The following is a 16849-nucleotide window of genomic DNA, read 5'->3' on the forward strand; positions in this document are numbered from 1 at the left end:
CCCATGCCTGCTCAGTACCGCTGCGCGACGGTCTTGGTCTGAAGGAACCAGAACAGGTAGTCGGGGCCGCCGACCTTGGCGTTCGTGCCGCTCATGCCGTACCCGCCGAAGGCGTGCGTGCCGCTCAGGGCGCCCGTGCACTTGCGGTTGATGTACAGGTTCCCCACGTGCATGTCGCGGCGGGCCACCGCGATCTTGTGCGGGTCGCGCGAGTAGAACGCGGCGGTCAGGCCGTACTCGGAGTCGTTCGCCAGTTCGATGGCGTGCTGCCAGTCGCGGGCGCGGGTGAAGGTCAGGACCGGCCCGAAGATCTCCTGCTGGAACAGCGGATCGGCCGGGTCCACGTCCGCGAACAGGGTGGGGGAGACGTAGCCGCCCACGCGTTCCCCGGTGTCGGGCGTGTCGCCGCCCAGCACCAGTCGCGCGGTCGTGCGGCCCGCCTCGACAAACTGCGCGATGCGCTCGGCGCTGCCCTGGTGGATGACCGGGCCGATGGCGGCGTTCTCCTCGGGCAGACCGACCTTCAGGGCGCGGGTCTTCTCGGTCACGCGGGCCAGCAGGTCGTCGTACACGCTGTCTTCCGCGATCACGCGGGAGCAGGCGCTGCACTTCTGGCCGCTGTACCCGAACGCGGCCTGCACGATGCCGGTCGCGGCGGCCTCGATGTCCGCGTCCGCGCACACCACGGTGGGGTCCTTGCCGCCCATCTCGGCGATCACGCGCTTGAGCCACCGCTGGCCCGGCTGCACCCGCGCGGCCCGCTCGTAGATGCGGCAGCCGATCTCCTTGCTGCCGGTGAAGGCGATCATGCGCACGCCCGGATGATCCACCAGCGGGTCGCCCAGCACGTCGTCCGTGCCGGTCAGGAACTGCACGGCGCCCCGGGGCAGGCCCGCCTCGAACAGCAGTTCGACCATCAGGTACGATGAGAGCGGCGTCTCCCCGGCGGGTTTCCACAGCACCGTATTCCCGGCGGCCAGTGCGCCCAGCGCCATGCCCAGCGGAATGGCACTCGGGAAGTTCCACGGGCTGATGCAGGCCACCACGCCCAGCGGTTCGTACACGGTCGTCACGTGCTCGTCCGGCATGGGGTACACGGCCTTGCCCTGCGCCCAGCGCAGCGTTTCACGCGCGAAGACCTCGAAGTGGTCCACCGACTCGGCCACCTCGCCGTCCGCCTCGGCCCAGTTCTTGCCGTTCTCCAGCGTCATGACCGCGTTAAATTCCATTCGGCGGGCGCGCAGCAGCTCGGCGGCCCGTTTGAAGATGCTGGCGCGTTGCAGCGGGTCGGTGCGGCGCCATTCCAGGAAGGCGTCCTGCGCGGCGGCCACGGCCTGCTGCAACTGTGCGGGCGTGGCGTTCTGGAAGTGCCACAGCGTTTCTCTGGTGTCGGCGGGGTTGCGCACGGCGAAGGTGCCGTCCCCCTGGGCGTCCTGCCCGGCGATGATCAGCGGGAAGGTGCGGCCCGCGTACGCCTCGCGCACGGCCCGGAAGGCGTCGCGCTGGCGGGCGGCGACCGCCTCGTCCTGAAAGGTGTGGTACGGCTCGTGCTCGAAAGGCAGCAGGCCTTCCAGATGGGTGGTGGTCATCGGTCTCCTCTGGGTCGTGCGGGGTTGAAGTGCCGTGAGGCTAACACGCCGCGCGGGCAGGCGTAAACACGCTGTCAGACGGCAGAAAACCGGGCTGATGGCCTGAGCCATGGCCCCCGGATGCCCCCGAAACCTTGCAATTGAAAAGCAGTGTGCGGTGGCTGATGACCGGCAGTCACGCGCCGGTCACGCTGCCACCAGCATCATCACCCCGTCCCCCCACCCCGACCGGAGGTCACAGCATGCACGTTCCCACCCTGCCCAGCGGCACCTACCCCATCGGCAACTACCAGATGCACCCCGACCCCGGCAGCGGCCGCTACCGCATTCACGTGCAGTGCGCCGGACACTGGCACCCCGTCACCGCACCCCCGGACCAGGAAAGCCTGCTGGTCACGCTGCTACAGGCGCCATTCCCGACCGTGCAGGACGGCTGGATCGTCGCCGCCCGCTCACCGCTGGGCGGCCCCCTCACCTGACCCGCCCGCCCAGAGTGCCGCGCCGATCAGGCCCGCGTCCGCGCCCAGCGCCGCGTGCACCAGCTCCGGCCGGTACCGCTCCGGGAAGGCACCCAGCGCCGCGCGCACCTGCCCCAGGAACCCGGCCCGCAACCCCACGCTCCCACCGAACGCCACCCGCGTGACGCCCAGCAGCGCCGCCACGTCCGCGCACTTCCAGGCCAGCAGCGCCGCCGCCCGGCCCGTCACCTCCAGCGCCCGCGCGTCCCCGGCGTCCGCCGCGTCGCACAGCGCCCGCGCGTCCCCGAAGCCCAGCGCCGCCGCCTGCGCGCCCAGCGCCGTGCCGCTCGACTCGAACTCCAGCGGCCCCAGCCGCCCCAGCCCCGGCACCGCCGCGCCCGGCCCCCACGCCGCCGGGACGCTCACGAAGCCCAGCTCGGCGTCCAGGCCGTTTCCGGCCAGATGCAACTGCCCGCCCAGTACCAGCCCCGCGCCCACCCCGGTACTGACCGTCACGAACATGAACTCGTTCACGCCTCGCCCCGCCCCGGCCTGCGCCTCGCCCCACGCGGCGGCCCGCGCGTCGTTCAGGGCCGCGCACGGCAACCCCAGCCCCGAGGCGACCCGCTGGGCCAGCGGCACGTCCGTCCAGCCGGGAAAGGTGTGCGCCGCCGTCGCCGTGACCCGCCCGCCCGCCACCGCGCCCGCGCACGCCACACCCACCGCGCCCACCTGCCCGGCCAGCGGCGCAGCCAGTTCCGTCACGGCCGCCAGCACCGCGTCCGGAGTGGCCGGGCGGGGCGTGCGGGCCTCCAGGCGCTCCAGCACGCGCCCGTCCGCCGTGACCAGCGCCGCCCGCAGGCTGGTGCCCCCGATGTCCAGCGCCAGCAGGGACGCGCCCGGCAGGGCCGTGTCCAGCAGGGCAGAGTCCAGCAGGGGAGAGGCCGTCAGGGAACGGGCAGAACCGGATTGATCAGACACGGGTGCATTCTGTCACGCTGCGCCGCGCGCGGAAACGCCCGTGATCGGCCGTCACTGCTGCTCGATCTGGCCGCCCTGCGTGACGATCAGCTGCGCCGGGCGGCCGGAATCCAGCGACACCGATTGCCCCTGCGCCTGACGCTGGCCCTGCCCCTGCACGCTCACCTCGGCCCGCGTGACCCCCTCGGGCAGCGGCACCCGCCACGACTCGTGCGGCCACAGCGAGGCGCGTTCCAGGCACTCGCCGCCCGGCAGGCACACCTGAAGGCGCGACACTACCCCGCCCGAACGGTTCCCGATCCGCAGCGCCGCGTCCGCCCCGAAAAACGCCTGCGCCCACGCGCCCAGCGTCAGGGCGGCCAGGAGCACGGTCAGGGTCGTGGCCGCCACGCCGAACCGTCCGGGCGCCGGCGAGGTGGGGGAGGTCAGGTGGGTGCTCATGCCTCCCAGCGTGTCAGGAGTTCTTCTGCGGCGCGTCAGCCATTCGGACGATCCCCCCGGCCACCTGCCGGTCGTCCACACCGGCGGAACGCACCGTCAGCGGGAACACCCCGGTGAACAGGCGCGGCCACGCCAGCCGCGCCTCGCCCAGTTCCAGCGTCAGGCCGCGCCCCGCGAAGTGCCGCTCCCACACGGCCTGCACCCTCGGGGCCATCAACTCCGGGAGCCGCCGGTCTGCCGCGTGGAGCTGCTCACCCAGATCGAAGGGACTGGGCTGCCCCAGCTCGGCCCGCAGCAGCGAGCGGACCTCGCCCTGGTACAGCACGTCGTCCACCACCCGCGCCAGCAGCGCCCCGGCGTGCCCGGCCCGGTCCGTGACGAGCGCGGCCAGCTTCCCGAACGCCACCGCCGATCCCAGCGTGTTCCCGGCCGTGTTCCACGCACTGAACCCCGCCAGCTGCGCCAGCGGCAACCCCTGCATCAGCGTCCACAGGCGCGCCTCGGCCCCGTTCGGGTACGCGATGTCCGCCACGCTGACCGCCCGCCCGGCCCGCAGGTCGGCCCGCACGGCGTCCACGAACGCCGGCAGGTGCCGGTGCGGGGTGTCCACCGTCCCGAAATCCGGCTGCCGGTGCGCCTGCCGCACCCCCGGCGTGTTCACCGCCAGGATGAACGCCGCCCCGGCCGGACTGTCCGCCAGCACGCACCCGGCCGCCCGCAGGTGCGCGCGCACCAGTTCGCCCGCCGGGCGGTCCTCGTACAGCAGTTCCGCGCCCGCCCCGCCCACGCCGCTGTAGCGCACCCACACCGGCACCACCTCCGGGCGCAGCGCGCGGGCCAGCAGCGCGCACGGCACCTCATCCGCACCCGGGTACACGTCCAGCCGCTCCCAGACGCCCAGTTCGTCCGCGCGGGCCTCCAGCATCCGCCGGTCGAAGGCCGCCAGCCCGTACGGCGTGGTGTCGTCCAGCGTCAGGCACAGGTGCTCCAGCGTGCCGTCCGCCAGCAGGTCCAGCGCCGCCAGGTGCAGCGCCCGGTTCCGCTCGCGCGTGCCCACCCAGTCGGCCAGTACTTCGGCGGGCACGGCCGCCCGCGCCGCTTCCAGCGCCTCCCGGTGCGCCTCGCCGTGCCGCGCGTGCCGGTCGAACGCGTCACTGAACGCCCGCAGTTCCCGCCCCCACTGCCCGTAGTACGCCTTCTCCTCGTGCGGATCGTTGTCATGCGCGACCCGCACGATCACCCCGAACGCGTAGATCCGCAGCGTCGGGTTCAGCGCCCGCGCCTCCCGCAGCACCTCCAGCCGCGCCAGCGCCACGTCCAGACCGTCCGTCACGCGCCGCGCCGGAATCATGCCGCCCAGACACACCGTCTCCAGGCACACGATCAGCGCGTCCGCCCCGGCCGCCCGCTCCAGCAGCCACCCCCGCAGCGCCCCCGTATCCCCAGGCGTGAAGAACTCTGGCAGCGCCCGCGCGGGCGGCACGTCCACGACCGCGCCCGTCATGCGGCCCAGCCCGACCGGCAGGTCCAGCGTGGGAGGGCGGGTGTCCGGCGGGATCAGCAGCACGCGGGCGTTCGTCATGCCCGGCAGGGTAGAGCAAAAGCGGCAGCTGCCCTGCCACGAACGCGCGCCGACACCCTGCCACGAACGCACGCCGACAATGAACCCGCGCCCCACCGGGACAGGCAGGGCGCAGGCGAGGAACGTGTCAATCGGAGTCTGTATCAGCTGGACATCGGTTTCGGGCGGGTGTCCTTCCAGATGCCCCGGCTCGCAGCCTGCACTGCCGGGCGCGGTTCCGGAACGACCGGCAGCGGGAACGGGCGTTGGTACGGCGGAACGGGACGCGGCGCAGCACTCATCAGCGGTACCTGCTCAGGAACGCGCCGACGTTCAGCACGCCGCGCCCCATCTTGGCCTTGTACGTCACGTCCGGGCTGGGCGCGGCGCTCAGGCGCAGGTTCGTGGCGATGTTCACCGGACTCAGGCCGACCGCTGCGGTCGACAGGGCCAGCGCCGCCGCGCCCGACACGGCTGGCGCTGCGAACGACGTGCCCGACGCGTACGCCAGCTGGTTGTCCGGGTAGCTGGTCACGACCTTCTCGCCCGGCGCGGCCAGCGACATGCGGGCGCTGTACGTCGAGAAGTTGGACTTCATGCCTTTCATGTCCACGCTGCCGATCCCCAGCAGGCCGCTGTTGATGGCGAACACGCCAGTCATGAGGTTCTGTGCGGGGTACACCATGCCTTCGGTGCCGCTGTTCCCCGAGGAGTTCACGACCACCACGCCCTGCGCCAGTGCCGCCCTGATCGCCGCGTTCAGAGCGGGCGAGTCCAGCGCGGAACCCAGCGACAGGTTGATGACCTGCGCGCCGCTCGCGACCGCGCGGTCCATGGCCTGCAACACCCGCGACATCGGCCCGCGCCCATTCGGGTTCAGGACCCGCATGGGCAGGATCTCGGCGTTCGGCGCGATCTGCAGCACCACGCCGCTCACGGCCGTACCGTGCCCGTACTTGCCCTGGCCGTTGACCGGTTTCTCTTCCTGGGGGTTGGCGTCGCCGCCCACGAAATCCCACGCGCCCACCGTGTCGATGTGCCCGCGCAGCAGCGGGTGGTTCAGGTCGATGCCGGTGTCGATCACGGCGACCTTCACGCCCCGCCCGAGTTCCGGCGCCAGCTGGTGCGCCAGCGGCAGGTTGATCAGGTTCCAGTACTCCTGCACGTTGGCCCAGTCACTGGACTTCAGGAAGGAGTTGCCGCCGGCCCAGTTGGTGTTCCCGCCGGCCCAGTTGGTGGCGCCATTGGCCCAGTTGGTGGCCCCCAGCCCGTCGGCCAGGCCCTCGGCGGGACTGTCGTCAAGCACGGCCAGGTCCTGATCGGCTTCCAGCGTCACGTCCTGGGCGCTCACGCCCAGCGCCTGCAGGCCCTGCCCGTTCAGACTGGCGGCTTTCAGGGTGGCGGGCACCGACAGGATGGCGTAACCGCCTTCCGGGTGGAACGAGATGATCTGCGTGCCGGGCGCGGCACTCAGCAGCGCCTGCCGGGTCACGCCGGGCGCGATCCGCACGGTGGCGATCTGCCCGCCGGACACCAGGGCAGCCGGTGCGGGCAGTGCACTCTGCGCCGGCGCGGACCGCTGACCGCAGGCGGCCAGGGACAGCGCGGCGGCGATCAGGGTCAGGCGGGACAGGGCAGTCGTGGACTTCTTCATGGTGCTTCCTCCGCGTTCCGGTGGCCCGCGCATGCGGCGGGCAGACGTACCGGAACTTCCGAGGGTCAGTGTGCGCGGCAAGTATGACGCCCCCGAGACAGCGGAACACCCTGGCGGGTGCCCCCGCCGGGTGAGTCCACGTACGTGCTGGACGGTGCCGGGCGTTTCATGGTCTGCGGAAAGTCAAAAAAAGTCACAAACCGGGCCGATTATGACGCCCGCCCCCTCAACCGGACTCCGATTGAATGGGCTGCAAAGGTCATTCACTCCGAGCGGATGCGGGTGGGAGCCGAAGCGGGTTCCGGACGTGGAGCTGGCAACCCAGCGCCATTGCGGGTTGTCAGCGAAACAGACGGAATGCGATGAGACGCCACGCGGCGCGGCGGCCGTCAGGCTTCGGGCACGTCGGTCAGTACGCACACCCGGTTCCGTCCGGAACGCTTGGCGCGGTACAGCTGCTCGTCGGCCAGCGACACCAGCCGTTCGTGGTTCGGGACGCGCGGGTCGGTCGCCACACCCATCGACAGCGACACCGTCAGTGCCGGGTGAATCTGGGACCAGTCGTAGGTGTTCACCAGTTCCCGTACCCGCTCGCAGATCCGCTGCCCCTGCTCGGTGGTGGTGTTCGGGAACACGAACAGGAACTCCTCGCCCCCGTACCGGCCCACGCTGTCGCTGGGCCGCACCGCGTTCTGGAACAGCGCCGCCACGGCCCGCAGCACCTGATCCCCCACCAGATGCGAGAACTGATCGTTGATCTGCTTGAAGTGGTCGATGTCCGCCATCGCCACGCACAGCGGCGCCTGCGTGACCCGCCCGTGCAGGAACTCGTGCTGCAACACGCCCTCCACGTGCCGCCGGTTGAACAGCCCGGTCAGGCCGTCCTCGGACAGCTGGCGTTCCAGCAGGCGCGACTGCTCCTCGAGCATGTTCACCAGTCCGCTCTTCTCGGTGTTCACGCGTTCCAGCGCCTCGTTGGCACTGGCCAGCTCGATGGTCTTCAGGCGGTAGATCTGCGCCTCGGACTTCACCCGCTCGACCTCCAGTTGCGTCATCAGGGCCCGCGTCTTGAGTGCTGCCGACAGACTGTGAATCTCGCGTTCCACGTCATGATGCCGCCGGTACAGCTCGAACGCCTCCTGGTGTCGTCCCTCGGCCGCGCACAACTCGGACAGTTGCAGGTACGTGTTCATCATGACGTCCCGCGCAGACAGCGCCTCGGCGCGTGCCAGCGCCTGCTGGTAGTAGTCCTGGGCGGCCCGCAGGTCACCGCTGCTCTGCAACACCCGGCCCAGCTCGTACAGGTGCCCGGCTTCCAGCAGGGTCAGTTCGTTCTGCCGGGCCTCATCGATGGCGGCGTGCAGCATGGCGATCCCGCGTTCCGTGTCGCCCAGGCGTGCGGTGGCCTGACCTGCCGTGGCGAGGGCCGTATTCCCCACGCTGAGATTCCCGGCCTGCGCGGCGTACTCGATGGCGGCCTGCGCGGCCTGCGCGGCCACCTCCGGCTGGCCCAGGTCGAAGGCGACGGTGGCCTGCATGCTCAGCGCGAACGCCAGTCCGCTGGTGTGGTTCAGCGAGCGGTACAGTTCCAGGCCCGCCTGCACCAGTTCCATGGATTTGTCGAGGTCGCGGTTGTGGTAGTACAGGTTCGAGAGGTTGTGCAGGGCGTGCGCTTCACGCAGGCGGTCGTGGTCCTCGCGGGCGATACGCAGGACCACCGCGAGGTGATCGGCGGCCTTCTCGTAATCCTGAAGGTTCGAGTACACGGCGGCCGTGAAGTTCGCGCAGTCGGCCTGAAGGGCGCGGTTGTCGCACAGGATGCCGATGTCCGTGCCCTGCGAGAGGTGCGTCAGGGCTTCCTCGTACTGGCCGGCCATGAAGCAGTAGAAGCCGCTGGTGCGCTGCGCGAGGCCCAGGGTCAGGTCGTCCCCGCAGCGGCGCGCGGCGTCCAGGGCGCGCCGGGCGATCACGGCGCCGCCCTTGGGGTCGCTCTGACGCATGTTCCAGGCCTGCTCGATCAGCTGCTGCGCTTCACGGGCGTGCCCGTCGCCGGGTTGCGCGCTGGGTGCGGCGTGCAGGTCCGGGTGCAGCCGGGGGGCCAGCATGGGCTTGAGTTCCGGCTGGTTGCTGCTGACCATCATGATCAGGCGTTCCACGATCTCCGGGTCGAACTGCGTGCCGCTGCCGCGCTGCATCTCGTTCAGGGCGTCCTTGACCGTCCAGGCGTCCTTGTACGGCCGTTCGGATGTCAGGGCGTCGAACACGTCCGCGACCGCCACGATCCGCCCGGAGATGGGGATGTCCGTGCCGCTGAGCTGGCGGGGGTAACCGGCGCCGTCCCAGCGCTCATGGTGCGTGCGGGCGATCTCCTCGGCCATGCGCAGCAGGCGGGACGTGCTGCCCTCCAGCACCTTCGCGCCGATGACGGTGTGCAGTTTCATGCGCTCGAATTCTTCCGGGGTGTACGGACTGGTCTTCAGCAGGATGTCGTCACTGACGCCGATCTTGCCGATGTCATGCAGGCGCGCCGCCCAGCGGATCAGGTCGACCTCCTCGGGCGGCAGGCCCATCATCTGCGCGAGCTGCCCGCTGAGTTCCCCGACGCGGCGCGTGTGCTGCCCGGTGCGGTCGTCGCGGTACTCGGCGGCCATGCCGAGCCGCGTGACGATCTCGATCTGCACGGCTTCCAGTTCGGCGGTGCGGACCCGCACGGTCTCCTCGGCCTGCAGGCGGGCGTGCTGCGCCGCCTCGTTCAGTTGCCGGTACACGTCGGCGTCGTGCCGGGCGCGTTCCGCCTCGAACTGACTGCGCAGCGACTGCACCTGCCGCTCGCTGTCCTCGGTGAACAGTTGCCGTTCCAGTTCCCGCAGCGCCCGCAGGAACGGGTACGCGTCGGCGGGACGGTCCTGCTGCTCCAGACCGTGAACGAGGGTGGTCAGGATCGTCAGGGCCGAGGCATTCAGGTCGTACTGCCGCGCCTGTTGCAGCGCGCCGGTCAGCTGGGCCAGGGCCGCCTGGACGTCCTGACGGCTGAACGCGGCGCGGCCCAGGCTCAGCAGGGCGTTCACGCGGCCGTGCACGTCGCCGGTCTCCTCGGCCCAGTACAGCGACTGCTGGAACATCGCTTCGGCCTGCGCGGCGTCCCCGAGGTTCAGGTGCACCTGCCCCAGGTTGTCGAACAGGTCGATCAGGTGCGGCGTCTGGTCGTGCATGCGCGCCAGTTCGATGGCGTCCAGCAGGGTCCGGGCGGCCAGTTCGGTATTCCGCAGTTCGTTGTGCGCCAGTCCCAGGATGCCCAGCGCGGCCAGTTCCGTCTGCACGTCCCCGCAGCGGCGCGCGGTGTCCAGGCCGGGGTGCAGGAACGTCAGGGCGTGCGAGGGCTGCCCCATCAGCAGGAACGAGTGCGCGATGTTCACGCTGCACGCGCCGCGCAGTTCGTCCGGCAGTTCCTGGTACTGGTCGCACAGTTGCTGGCAGCCGTGCAGGGCGGCCAGCGCGTCGGCGTGCGCGCCCAGGTTCGCGTGCAGCATCCCGATGTTGTTCAGGCAGTGCGCCTGCCCGGCCCGGTCCCCACGCCGCGCCCGCAGGTCCAGTTCCCGCTGCTGGCACTCCACTGCCAGCCGCAGTTGCCCGCTGCGCTGCGCGGCGCCCGCCATCAGGGACAGGCCCTCGATCTCGGCTGCCTCGTCGGCGGCGGCGTGCGCGGCGTTCACGTAATCGGTCGCGGCGTGCAGCAGTTCGTTCAGGGCGTCCGGGCTGGACTGTTCGGCCAGCGCGGCGCAGCGTGCGGCGTGCGCGCGCAGGTCCGTCAGCGGCCCGCTGCTGACCGTCACGGCGGCCCGCACGTTATCCAGCATCTCTGTCATTCACCGTCCCCGTCGTTCAGACCAGGGTTCAGGGGCGGCCGGACCGTCGCGGGGGTCGGCCCGCGCGGCTGCTCTGGCGGCTGCTCCGGCCACTGGGCGGGACTCAGGCGGTCCAGCGCCAGCCGGAACAGGTCGGAGGTACCCGCAGCGTCCTCCGGACACACCACCAGCGAGGTATGCAGGTCCAGCGGCACGGGCGCGCCCCGCCGCAGGTGCGACAGCGCCCCGCCCAGCCGCTCCTGCCAGCCACGGACGGCCGGGTCGCCCGCCGCTTCCGGCGCCGCCTCCTGCGACGGGAAGCGCAGCAGCAACGCGAACGTCGCGCCGTTCAGGCGGTAGGCGCGGTCCTCGGCGCGCGTCACGGCCCGCAGGGTCCGCGCCAGCCGCGAGATCAGGTCGTTCCCGCCGGCGTACCCGGCCGTGGCGTTCAGGTACCGGATGTTCCCCAGGTCCACCAGCGTCACCGCGAACCGCGCGCCGTGCCGCGCCGCGAACGCCACCTCGGCGTGCAGGTCCGCCAGGAACGCCTGACGGTTCCCGAGGCCGGTGTACTCGTCCGTCAGGGCCGAGCGTTCCAGGGCGCGCAGCAGCGTCGCCTGAGACAGGGCCAGGGCCACGCAGCGCGCCGCGGCCGGCAGCAGCGCGCTGGCCTCCTGCCCCGTGACCGGAGGTGCGGGCGCGTCCGTGACCGAGAACGGCAGCAGCCGCAGCGTCTGCTCACCGATCTCGACGCTCAGCACGCCAGGTGTATCGGGACCGGGCACGTCAGGGGTGAACCGGTCGGGGTCGGGCATGCCCAGCGGCAGGCCCGTGCGGTGCACGGCCACACCGGGCGGCCCGCCAGCATGCGGGAACCACGCGGCGCAGGCGTCCGTGCCTGCCAGTTCCGCCAGGACCGGCAGGCTCACGTTCAGGATGTCCGGCACGCCGCGCGCCCCTTCCAGCAGGTGCGTCAGAGACAGCAGGGCCGCGCTGTCCTGCCTGGACCGCAGCGCCCGGTCCTCCAGCACCTGCACCTGCTCCCGCAGGCGCTGATACGCCCGCCGTTCCGCCTGCAGGTCCAGCGCCCGCAGCAGCGAACCGCCCACCAGGCGCGCCGCACCCCGCAGGTACGCCCGCGTTCCGGCATCCCACTCGGCGCCGGGCAGCCCCGTGAACGCCACCGTCACGCCCGGCTGGGCAGGCAGCGGCACGTGCAACGTGGGGCCGTCCCGGCCGTCCACGGTCCCGGCGGCGGCCAGCACCTCCGGCACGGGCGGCGTGACGTTCAGCAGCGCCGCGCGGCTCAGGTTCGGCACGCGGCCCATGTTGTCCAGCAGGACCTGCAAGATCGCGCCCGGACTGGCCTCCGAGCCGTACGCACTGACGAGTGACAGGAGTTCCTGCGCCTCGACCGGCAACTGCGACAGGTGCGGCCACGCCCGGCGGCCACCGCCCACACCGGGCGCGCAGCGGTACCCGGCGCCGCGCACCGTCTCGATGAGCGGCGCGTCACCTCCCGCGCCCTCCAGCTTGCGGCGGATGCGATTCACGTACGCATCGACCACCCGCTCGTCACCGCTGAACTCCAGGCCCCACACCCGCTCCAGGATTTCCGCGCGGGTGTACAGGCGACCCGGATTGACGCGCAGCAGGTCAAATACCGCCTGCTCACGCGCCGTCAACGAACCGGTCTCGGCGGCCCCCGCGCCCGCCGGAATGCCGGGCGGCGCGGGCACGGGCGGCGTGGGCGTGACCGACGCGGGGCTTGCTGTCGGCTCCTCCTGCCGGACCGAGTGGTTCATACCGCCTGATCCTGTCACGGCCCCGCTTACAGAACTCTCTCATGCGGAGTGAAAGTAGCAACAGGGAGTTCTGCCGGAATTCACCGCCACCCAGCCTGGATTTATCCGGGCCGCCATCACGATCTGCGCTGCCACGCCCTTCACCGCCACGACCTGCACCGCCACGCCTCCGGTCAGGCAGGCGGCCGACCGGGTTCCAGAAAGTCCAGCACGGCGTCCCGCATCTGCACGCTGGTGTAATGCCCGACGCCCGCGAAGGTGCGCTCGACCAGACCCGCATCTGCACCCGCCTGCGCGAACGCCGCCCGGTACGCCGCCGCCGTGGGCGCGTGATGCGCCGCCAGCGGGAAGGTCGGGTCCGCCTCGCCACTGGCCAGCAGCAGTGGCGTGACAGGCAACTCCGCCATGTGCGTGACCGGCCGGTAGGTGTCGAGGAAGGCCCGCAGCGCCGGGACGCGCACCTGCGGTTCATTCCACACGCCGGACGTGATCAGCGCCGCCGTCCGCGCCACCGGGAAGCCCGCGTCCGGCAGGGTGTGCCGCAGCGTCTGCGCCACGTACCCGCCCATGCTGGACCCCACCAGCCACAACGGCACACTCCGGAATGCTGACCCGAAGTCCAGCCCGAGGTCCGCGCCCGCCTGGGTGTGCAGCGCCTCCAGCAGCGCCGGAGCCTCGGCCACCGTGCGGCGCACGCTCTCCCACACGTACTCGCGGGCATTCAGGTCCGGGGGGGTGTCGCCCTGCCGCTCGCCGTGCAGCGCCGCGTCCGGCAGCAGCACCGCCGCGCCGCCCACCCCCGCACCGTCCACACCCGCACCGTCCACACCCGCACGGCCCGCCGCCAGGGCCGCGTACACGCCCAGCTTGCCCTCCTTGGCCGCCCAGGCCCCGTGGTACACCACGCACAGCGCCGTGACCGGTTGCCCCTCGGGCGGCAGTTCCAGCAGGCACGGCACGCCCGCCAGCACCCGGCGCACCACCCGGTACGGCCCACCGCCCACCAGCGGGGCCGCGTGCGGGTCGGCCGGATCGAACGCGCGGATCACGCCTCCACCCGCATGGCCTGACCGTCCGGACGTGCCGCCCACACGTCCGGGTTACGCAGCGTCGCCCAGTCCCCGAAGGTCAGGCCCAGTGCCAGCGCCAGCAGGTTCCCGTGCGTGACCACGGCCACCACGCCCGCCGGGTCGCGCGCGTCCGCCAGCGCCGCCTGAATGCGGGCGCGGGCCGCCGCGCCGGACTCGCCGCCCGGCAGGCACAGGGTGTCGTCCGCGAAACTCTCCCGCAGCCGCTCGCGCCAGTCGGCGCGGGATGCGCCGCTCAGGACCCGCTCGGTCAGGCGCTGATCCGTCGTGACGGGCAGGCCCAGCCGATCTGCCAGCGGACGCGCCGTCGCCGCCGCCCGCACCCAGGGGCTGCTGACGATCCGCGTGACACCCAGCCCGGCCAGCGAAGAAGCCAACTCCTGCGCCGCCGCCTCGCCGTCCGGGGTCAGCGGGGCGTGCGGTTCCTGCCCGGTCGCCCGCGCGTGCCGCACCAGCAGCAGCGTTCCCGGCTTCACTTCAACTCTGCCCGTCATACGTTCCCTCCCCGCGCGCGCATCTCGGCCCGCAGGGCCTGCACGTCCACCGCCCGCACCTGCCCCGCGTGATCCCGCGCCGCCCACGCCGCCGCGATCCCGGCCGCCTCGCCCATCGTGTGGCAGTTCTGCTGCACGCGAATCGCGGACTGCGCCTCGAAGGTACTGCTCGCCGCGCGCCCCGGCACCAGCAGGTTCACCACGCCGCGCGGCACCAGCGCCCGGAACGGAATCTCGTGGTACGCGTCCGGCGCGAAGTACGGCGCGCTGCCCTCCCGCTCGTGCAGCAGCCGCGCGCCCCCCTTCACCGAGTGGATGTCCACCGGGTAGTGATTCCGGCAGATGGAATCCTCGAAGCGCGCGCAGTCCAGGATGTCCGTCACGCCCAGCGTGTACTCGCCCTCGATGCGCCGCGTCTCGCGCACACCCACCATCGGCGCGACCACCCCCACGAACGCGTTCTCGCAGCCCGGCAGGAACCGGCGGCAGAAGTCCGTCAGACGCGTCACGGCCGCCCGCCCGTCCAGTTGCGCCTCGCTGAGCTGCCAGGGGTCCGCGCCGTCGTTCAGGTCCGCGCGGATACGCGGGCAGTTGAAACTCAACTCTCCGGGCCGCCCCGGCACGCTGAACGCCTGGAAGTAATCCCCGTCCCGCTCCAGCAGCACCCCGTCCGCCACCGCCTGCCGGAACAGGCCCTCCAGCGAACTGCGGCGGCCCCACACCATCCAGAAATGCAGGAACTCCGGCCCGTCCTGCGGTTGCCCCGCGCCGTTCAGGAAGTCACGCAGCCGCCCCGTATCCACGCCCGCCAGCGAGAACCGCAGACTCATGGCCTGATGCACCCCGTCCTCATCACCCGCCTGGAACGGCACGCCCGCCTCCGCCGCCACGTCCGCGTCCCCGGTCGCGTCGATGAACACCCGCGCCCGCAGCGCCTGCAAGCCCCCCTTGTTGTGTACGACCAGCGCCCCGATCCTGTCCCCATCCATGACGGGCTGCACCACCTGCGTGTGAAACAGCACCTCCGCCCCCGCGTCGGCCAGCAGGTCGTCCAGCACGAACTTCAGGCCCTCCGGATTGAACCAGTTGTCGTTCCCGTGCGCGTCCACCGCGCCGTCCCCCCGCGCCCGCAGGCGGGCCTTGATCTCGTCCGTCAGGCCCAGGTTCAGGTTCTGCCCGCCCGACACGTTCCGCATCAGCGGCGTCACCCACGCGTTCGTGCCCGTGCCGCCCAGACTGCCCTGCGCCTCCACGACCAGCACCCGCGCGCCCGACCGGGCCGCCGCGACCCCCGCGACCGCCCCGGCCGTCCCGCCCCCCGCCACGATCACGTCCCACTCGCGGCCCAGCGTCCGGTAGGGGAGGGTGCCCCCGGTCACGCGTCCCGCCAGTCGTGCGTCAGCAGGTGCCTCAGCGCCGCCTGCGTGAGCCAGTCGAAGGTGTCCGGCGCGTCCTGAAAGCGGCGGCGGACCTCAGCCAGCGGTACCCACTCGTGACCGGCGGCCCCGTCGCCGCGCTCCGTCAGGTCGCCGCTGGCCTGCACGCGGAAGAAGAAGCCCACGCTGTCCACCGGCCCGCGCCGGGTCTGGTACACGAAAGTGGGCGTCAGGCACTCCACCTCGGCGGCCGGGGTCACGGTGACGGTGCCGCGCAGGTCCGTCAGGTAGTCGGTGACGGTCAGGCCCGTTTCCTCGCGGACCTCGCGGGCCAGGGCGTCCGTGATGCCCTCGAAGGGGTCGAGTTGCCCGCCGGGAAATTCCAGGCGTCTGGGTTGCCCGGGTTTCACGCGGCGTTGCAGCAGGACCTCTCGCCCGTGGGGGCCGCTGCGTTCGATCACGGCGCGGGCGTTCACGTAGAAGTCCTTCCGGCGTCGTGGCCGCGTCAGCAGTCGTGGCAGCGCCAGCATCAGCCTTTCACCGCACCTTCCAGGCCTTTCATGAAGTACTTCTGGCCCATCAGGAACACGATCAGGATCGGGATGATCGTGATCACGGCGCCCGCCATGACGGCGCGGCTGTTCGTGCTGAAGGTGCTGCTGAGTTCCAGCAGGCCCGCCGAGAGGGGCAGCATGTTCTTGTCGGGCAGCATGATCCGCGCCCACAGGAACGAGTTCCAGTACGCCACGAATTCCAGGATGGCGAACGCCACGATGGTGGGGAGGGCCAGCGGCAGCATGATGCGCCGCCAGATGGTCAGTTCGCGCGCCCCGTCGATGCGGGCGGCCTCGATCAGTTCCTGCGGGACGCCCAGGTATGCCTGCCGCAGCAGGAACAGCCCGATGATGCTGGCTGCGCCCGGCAGGACCACCGCCATGTACTGACGGACCGCGTCAATGACCGGGTTGGTCTGTTGCAGCAGGCCCAGTTTGATGGTCGTGATGTAGTTGACGATCAGTCCCGCCTCGTTCGGCAGGACCATCAGGATCAGGATCGCGTAGAAGATCAGGTCCCGGCCCGGAAAGCGCATCTTGGCCAGTGGGTACGCGGCCAGGGTCGCCAGGGTGGTCGTGATGGTCACGCCCAGCACGCAGATGACCAGCGAGTTCAGGATCAGGCGCCAGAACGGCACGGTCGTCCCGCTGAACACCTCGGCGTAGTTGCGCAGGGACACACCCTTGGGCAGGATCTTCGCCTCGTAGATGTTCCCGGTCGGTTCGAACGACGTGATCAGCGTCCAGTAGAACGGGTAGAGCATGATCAGCGCGATCACGATCAGCACCGCGTACGCCAGGACGTTCTGCACGCGTTGCCGGGCCACGCGGCGCGATTTGAGCTGCGCGGCCAGCCGGGCGTGCTCCTCGGCGCTCATGGGGGCGGTCGCGGCGGGCAGGGGAGAGGTCATACGGACTCCGATTGAATGGACTGCAAAGGCCACTGGGTCCGAGCGGATGCGAGAAGGAGAGAAACGGGTTTCGGACGTGGAGTTGGCAACCC

The 16849-nt window shown here is 71.5% G+C and carries 13 protein-coding genes; 1 reads left to right on the forward strand and 12 read right to left on the reverse strand.

Annotated elements, in window-relative coordinates; all coding sequences use genetic code 11:
* Positions 1-11: 11 nt before the first annotated feature.
* Positions 12-1589: an L-glutamate gamma-semialdehyde dehydrogenase gene (locus tag IEY70_RS04790; protein WP_189063862.1), complete on the reverse strand. Its 1578-nt coding sequence runs from the start codon at positions 1587-1589 to the stop codon at positions 12-14.
* A gap of 242 nt (positions 1590-1831) precedes the next feature.
* Here IEY70_RS04790 and IEY70_RS04795 point away from each other — a divergent pair, with 242 nt between their 5' ends.
* Complete coding sequence (locus IEY70_RS04795) at positions 1832-2068, forward strand: hypothetical protein (RefSeq protein ID WP_189063863.1); 237 nt, start codon at positions 1832-1834, stop codon at positions 2066-2068.
* Here IEY70_RS04795 and IEY70_RS04800 read toward each other — a convergent pair.
* From IEY70_RS04800 to IEY70_RS04850, 11 genes are all read right to left on the reverse strand, one after another.
* Positions 2042-3028 carry an ROK family protein gene (locus tag IEY70_RS04800; RefSeq protein ID WP_308425509.1) on the reverse strand — a complete coding sequence of 329 codons (987 nt, stop codon included), beginning with the start codon at positions 3026-3028 and terminating at the stop codon, positions 2042-2044. The genes IEY70_RS04795 and IEY70_RS04800 overlap by 27 nt on opposite strands.
* A 51-nt stretch (positions 3029-3079) precedes the next feature.
* Positions 3080-3469, reverse strand: coding sequence for a hypothetical protein (locus tag IEY70_RS04805; protein WP_189063864.1), 390 nt, complete (start codon positions 3467-3469; stop codon positions 3080-3082).
* 13 nt (positions 3470-3482) lie between these two features.
* On the reverse strand, positions 3483-5051 hold the full coding sequence (locus IEY70_RS04810) for a DUF4127 family protein (RefSeq protein WP_189063865.1): 1569 nt from the start codon (positions 5049-5051) through the stop codon (positions 3483-3485).
* A 280-nt stretch (positions 5052-5331) separates the two neighbouring features.
* Entirely contained in the window at positions 5332-6684 is a 1353-nt protein-coding gene (locus IEY70_RS04815) for a S8 family serine peptidase (RefSeq protein WP_189063866.1), read from the reverse strand.
* Positions 6685-7073: 389 nt separating this feature from the next.
* Complete coding sequence (locus IEY70_RS04820; protein WP_189063867.1) at positions 7074-10550, reverse strand: diguanylate cyclase; 3477 nt, start codon at positions 10548-10550, stop codon at positions 7074-7076.
* The gene (locus IEY70_RS04825; RefSeq protein ID WP_189063868.1) at positions 10547-12334 is read right to left on the reverse strand and encodes a winged helix-turn-helix domain-containing protein; all 1788 of its coding nucleotides are present in this window, start codon (positions 12332-12334) and stop codon (positions 10547-10549) included. The genes IEY70_RS04820 and IEY70_RS04825 overlap by 4 nt, the downstream gene beginning before the upstream one ends.
* A 173-nt stretch (positions 12335-12507) precedes the next feature.
* Entirely contained in the window at positions 12508-13383 is an 876-nt protein-coding gene (locus IEY70_RS04830) for an alpha/beta hydrolase family protein (protein WP_189063869.1), read from the reverse strand.
* The gene (locus tag IEY70_RS04835; RefSeq protein WP_189063870.1) at positions 13380-13916 is read right to left on the reverse strand and encodes a histidine phosphatase family protein; all 537 of its coding nucleotides are present in this window, start codon (positions 13914-13916) and stop codon (positions 13380-13382) included. The genes IEY70_RS04830 and IEY70_RS04835 overlap by 4 nt, the downstream gene beginning before the upstream one ends.
* Complete coding sequence (locus IEY70_RS04840) at positions 13913-15295, reverse strand: FAD-dependent oxidoreductase (protein ID WP_189063871.1); 1383 nt, start codon at positions 15293-15295, stop codon at positions 13913-13915. The genes IEY70_RS04835 and IEY70_RS04840 overlap by 4 nt, the downstream gene beginning before the upstream one ends.
* Positions 15292-15822, reverse strand: coding sequence for an NUDIX domain-containing protein (locus tag IEY70_RS04845; RefSeq protein ID WP_189063872.1), 531 nt, complete (start codon positions 15820-15822; stop codon positions 15292-15294). Before IEY70_RS04845 ends, IEY70_RS04840 begins: the two co-directional genes overlap by 4 nt.
* Positions 15822-16757 (reverse strand): carbohydrate ABC transporter permease, encoded by a 936-nt coding sequence (locus IEY70_RS04850; protein WP_229777635.1) that lies wholly within the window; start codon positions 16755-16757, stop codon positions 15822-15824. Before IEY70_RS04850 ends, IEY70_RS04845 begins: the two co-directional genes overlap by 1 nt.
* Between the last annotated feature and the right edge of the window lie 92 nt (positions 16758-16849).

The sequence above is a fragment of the Deinococcus seoulensis genome (assembly GCF_014648115.1).
GTDB lineage: Bacteria > Deinococcota > Deinococci > Deinococcales > Deinococcaceae > Deinococcus > Deinococcus seoulensis.

What these genes read in the sequence shown, in the direction of transcription:
- IEY70_RS04790 (WP_189063862.1), bottom strand. Translation starts at nt 1,589, where the DNA reads ATGACCACCACCCATCTGGAAGGCCTGCTGCCTTTCGAGCACGAGCCG.
- IEY70_RS04795 (WP_189063863.1), top strand. Translation starts at nt 1,832, where the DNA reads ATGCACGTTCCCACCCTGCCCAGCGGCACCTACCCCATCGGCAACTAC.
- IEY70_RS04805 (WP_189063864.1), bottom strand. Translation starts at nt 3,469, where the DNA reads ATGAGCACCCACCTGACCTCCCCCACCTCGCCGGCGCCCGGACGGTTC.
- IEY70_RS04810 (WP_189063865.1), bottom strand. Translation starts at nt 5,051, where the DNA reads ATGACGAACGCCCGCGTGCTGCTGATCCCGCCGGACACCCGCCCTCCC.
- IEY70_RS04815 (WP_189063866.1), bottom strand. Translation starts at nt 6,684, where the DNA reads ATGAAGAAGTCCACGACTGCCCTGTCCCGCCTGACCCTGATCGCCGCC.
- IEY70_RS04820 (WP_189063867.1), bottom strand. Translation starts at nt 10,550, where the DNA reads ATGACAGAGATGCTGGATAACGTGCGGGCCGCCGTGACGGTCAGCAGC.
- IEY70_RS04825 (WP_189063868.1), bottom strand. Translation starts at nt 12,334, where the DNA reads ATGAACCACTCGGTCCGGCAGGAGGAGCCGACAGCAAGCCCCGCGTCG.
- IEY70_RS04835 (WP_189063870.1), bottom strand. Translation starts at nt 13,916, where the DNA reads ATGACGGGCAGAGTTGAAGTGAAGCCGGGAACGCTGCTGCTGGTGCGG.
- IEY70_RS04845 (WP_189063872.1), bottom strand. Translation starts at nt 15,822, where the DNA reads ATGCTGGCGCTGCCACGACTGCTGACGCGGCCACGACGCCGGAAGGAC.
- IEY70_RS04850 (WP_229777635.1), bottom strand. Translation starts at nt 16,757, where the DNA reads ATGACCTCTCCCCTGCCCGCCGCGACCGCCCCCATGAGCGCCGAGGAG.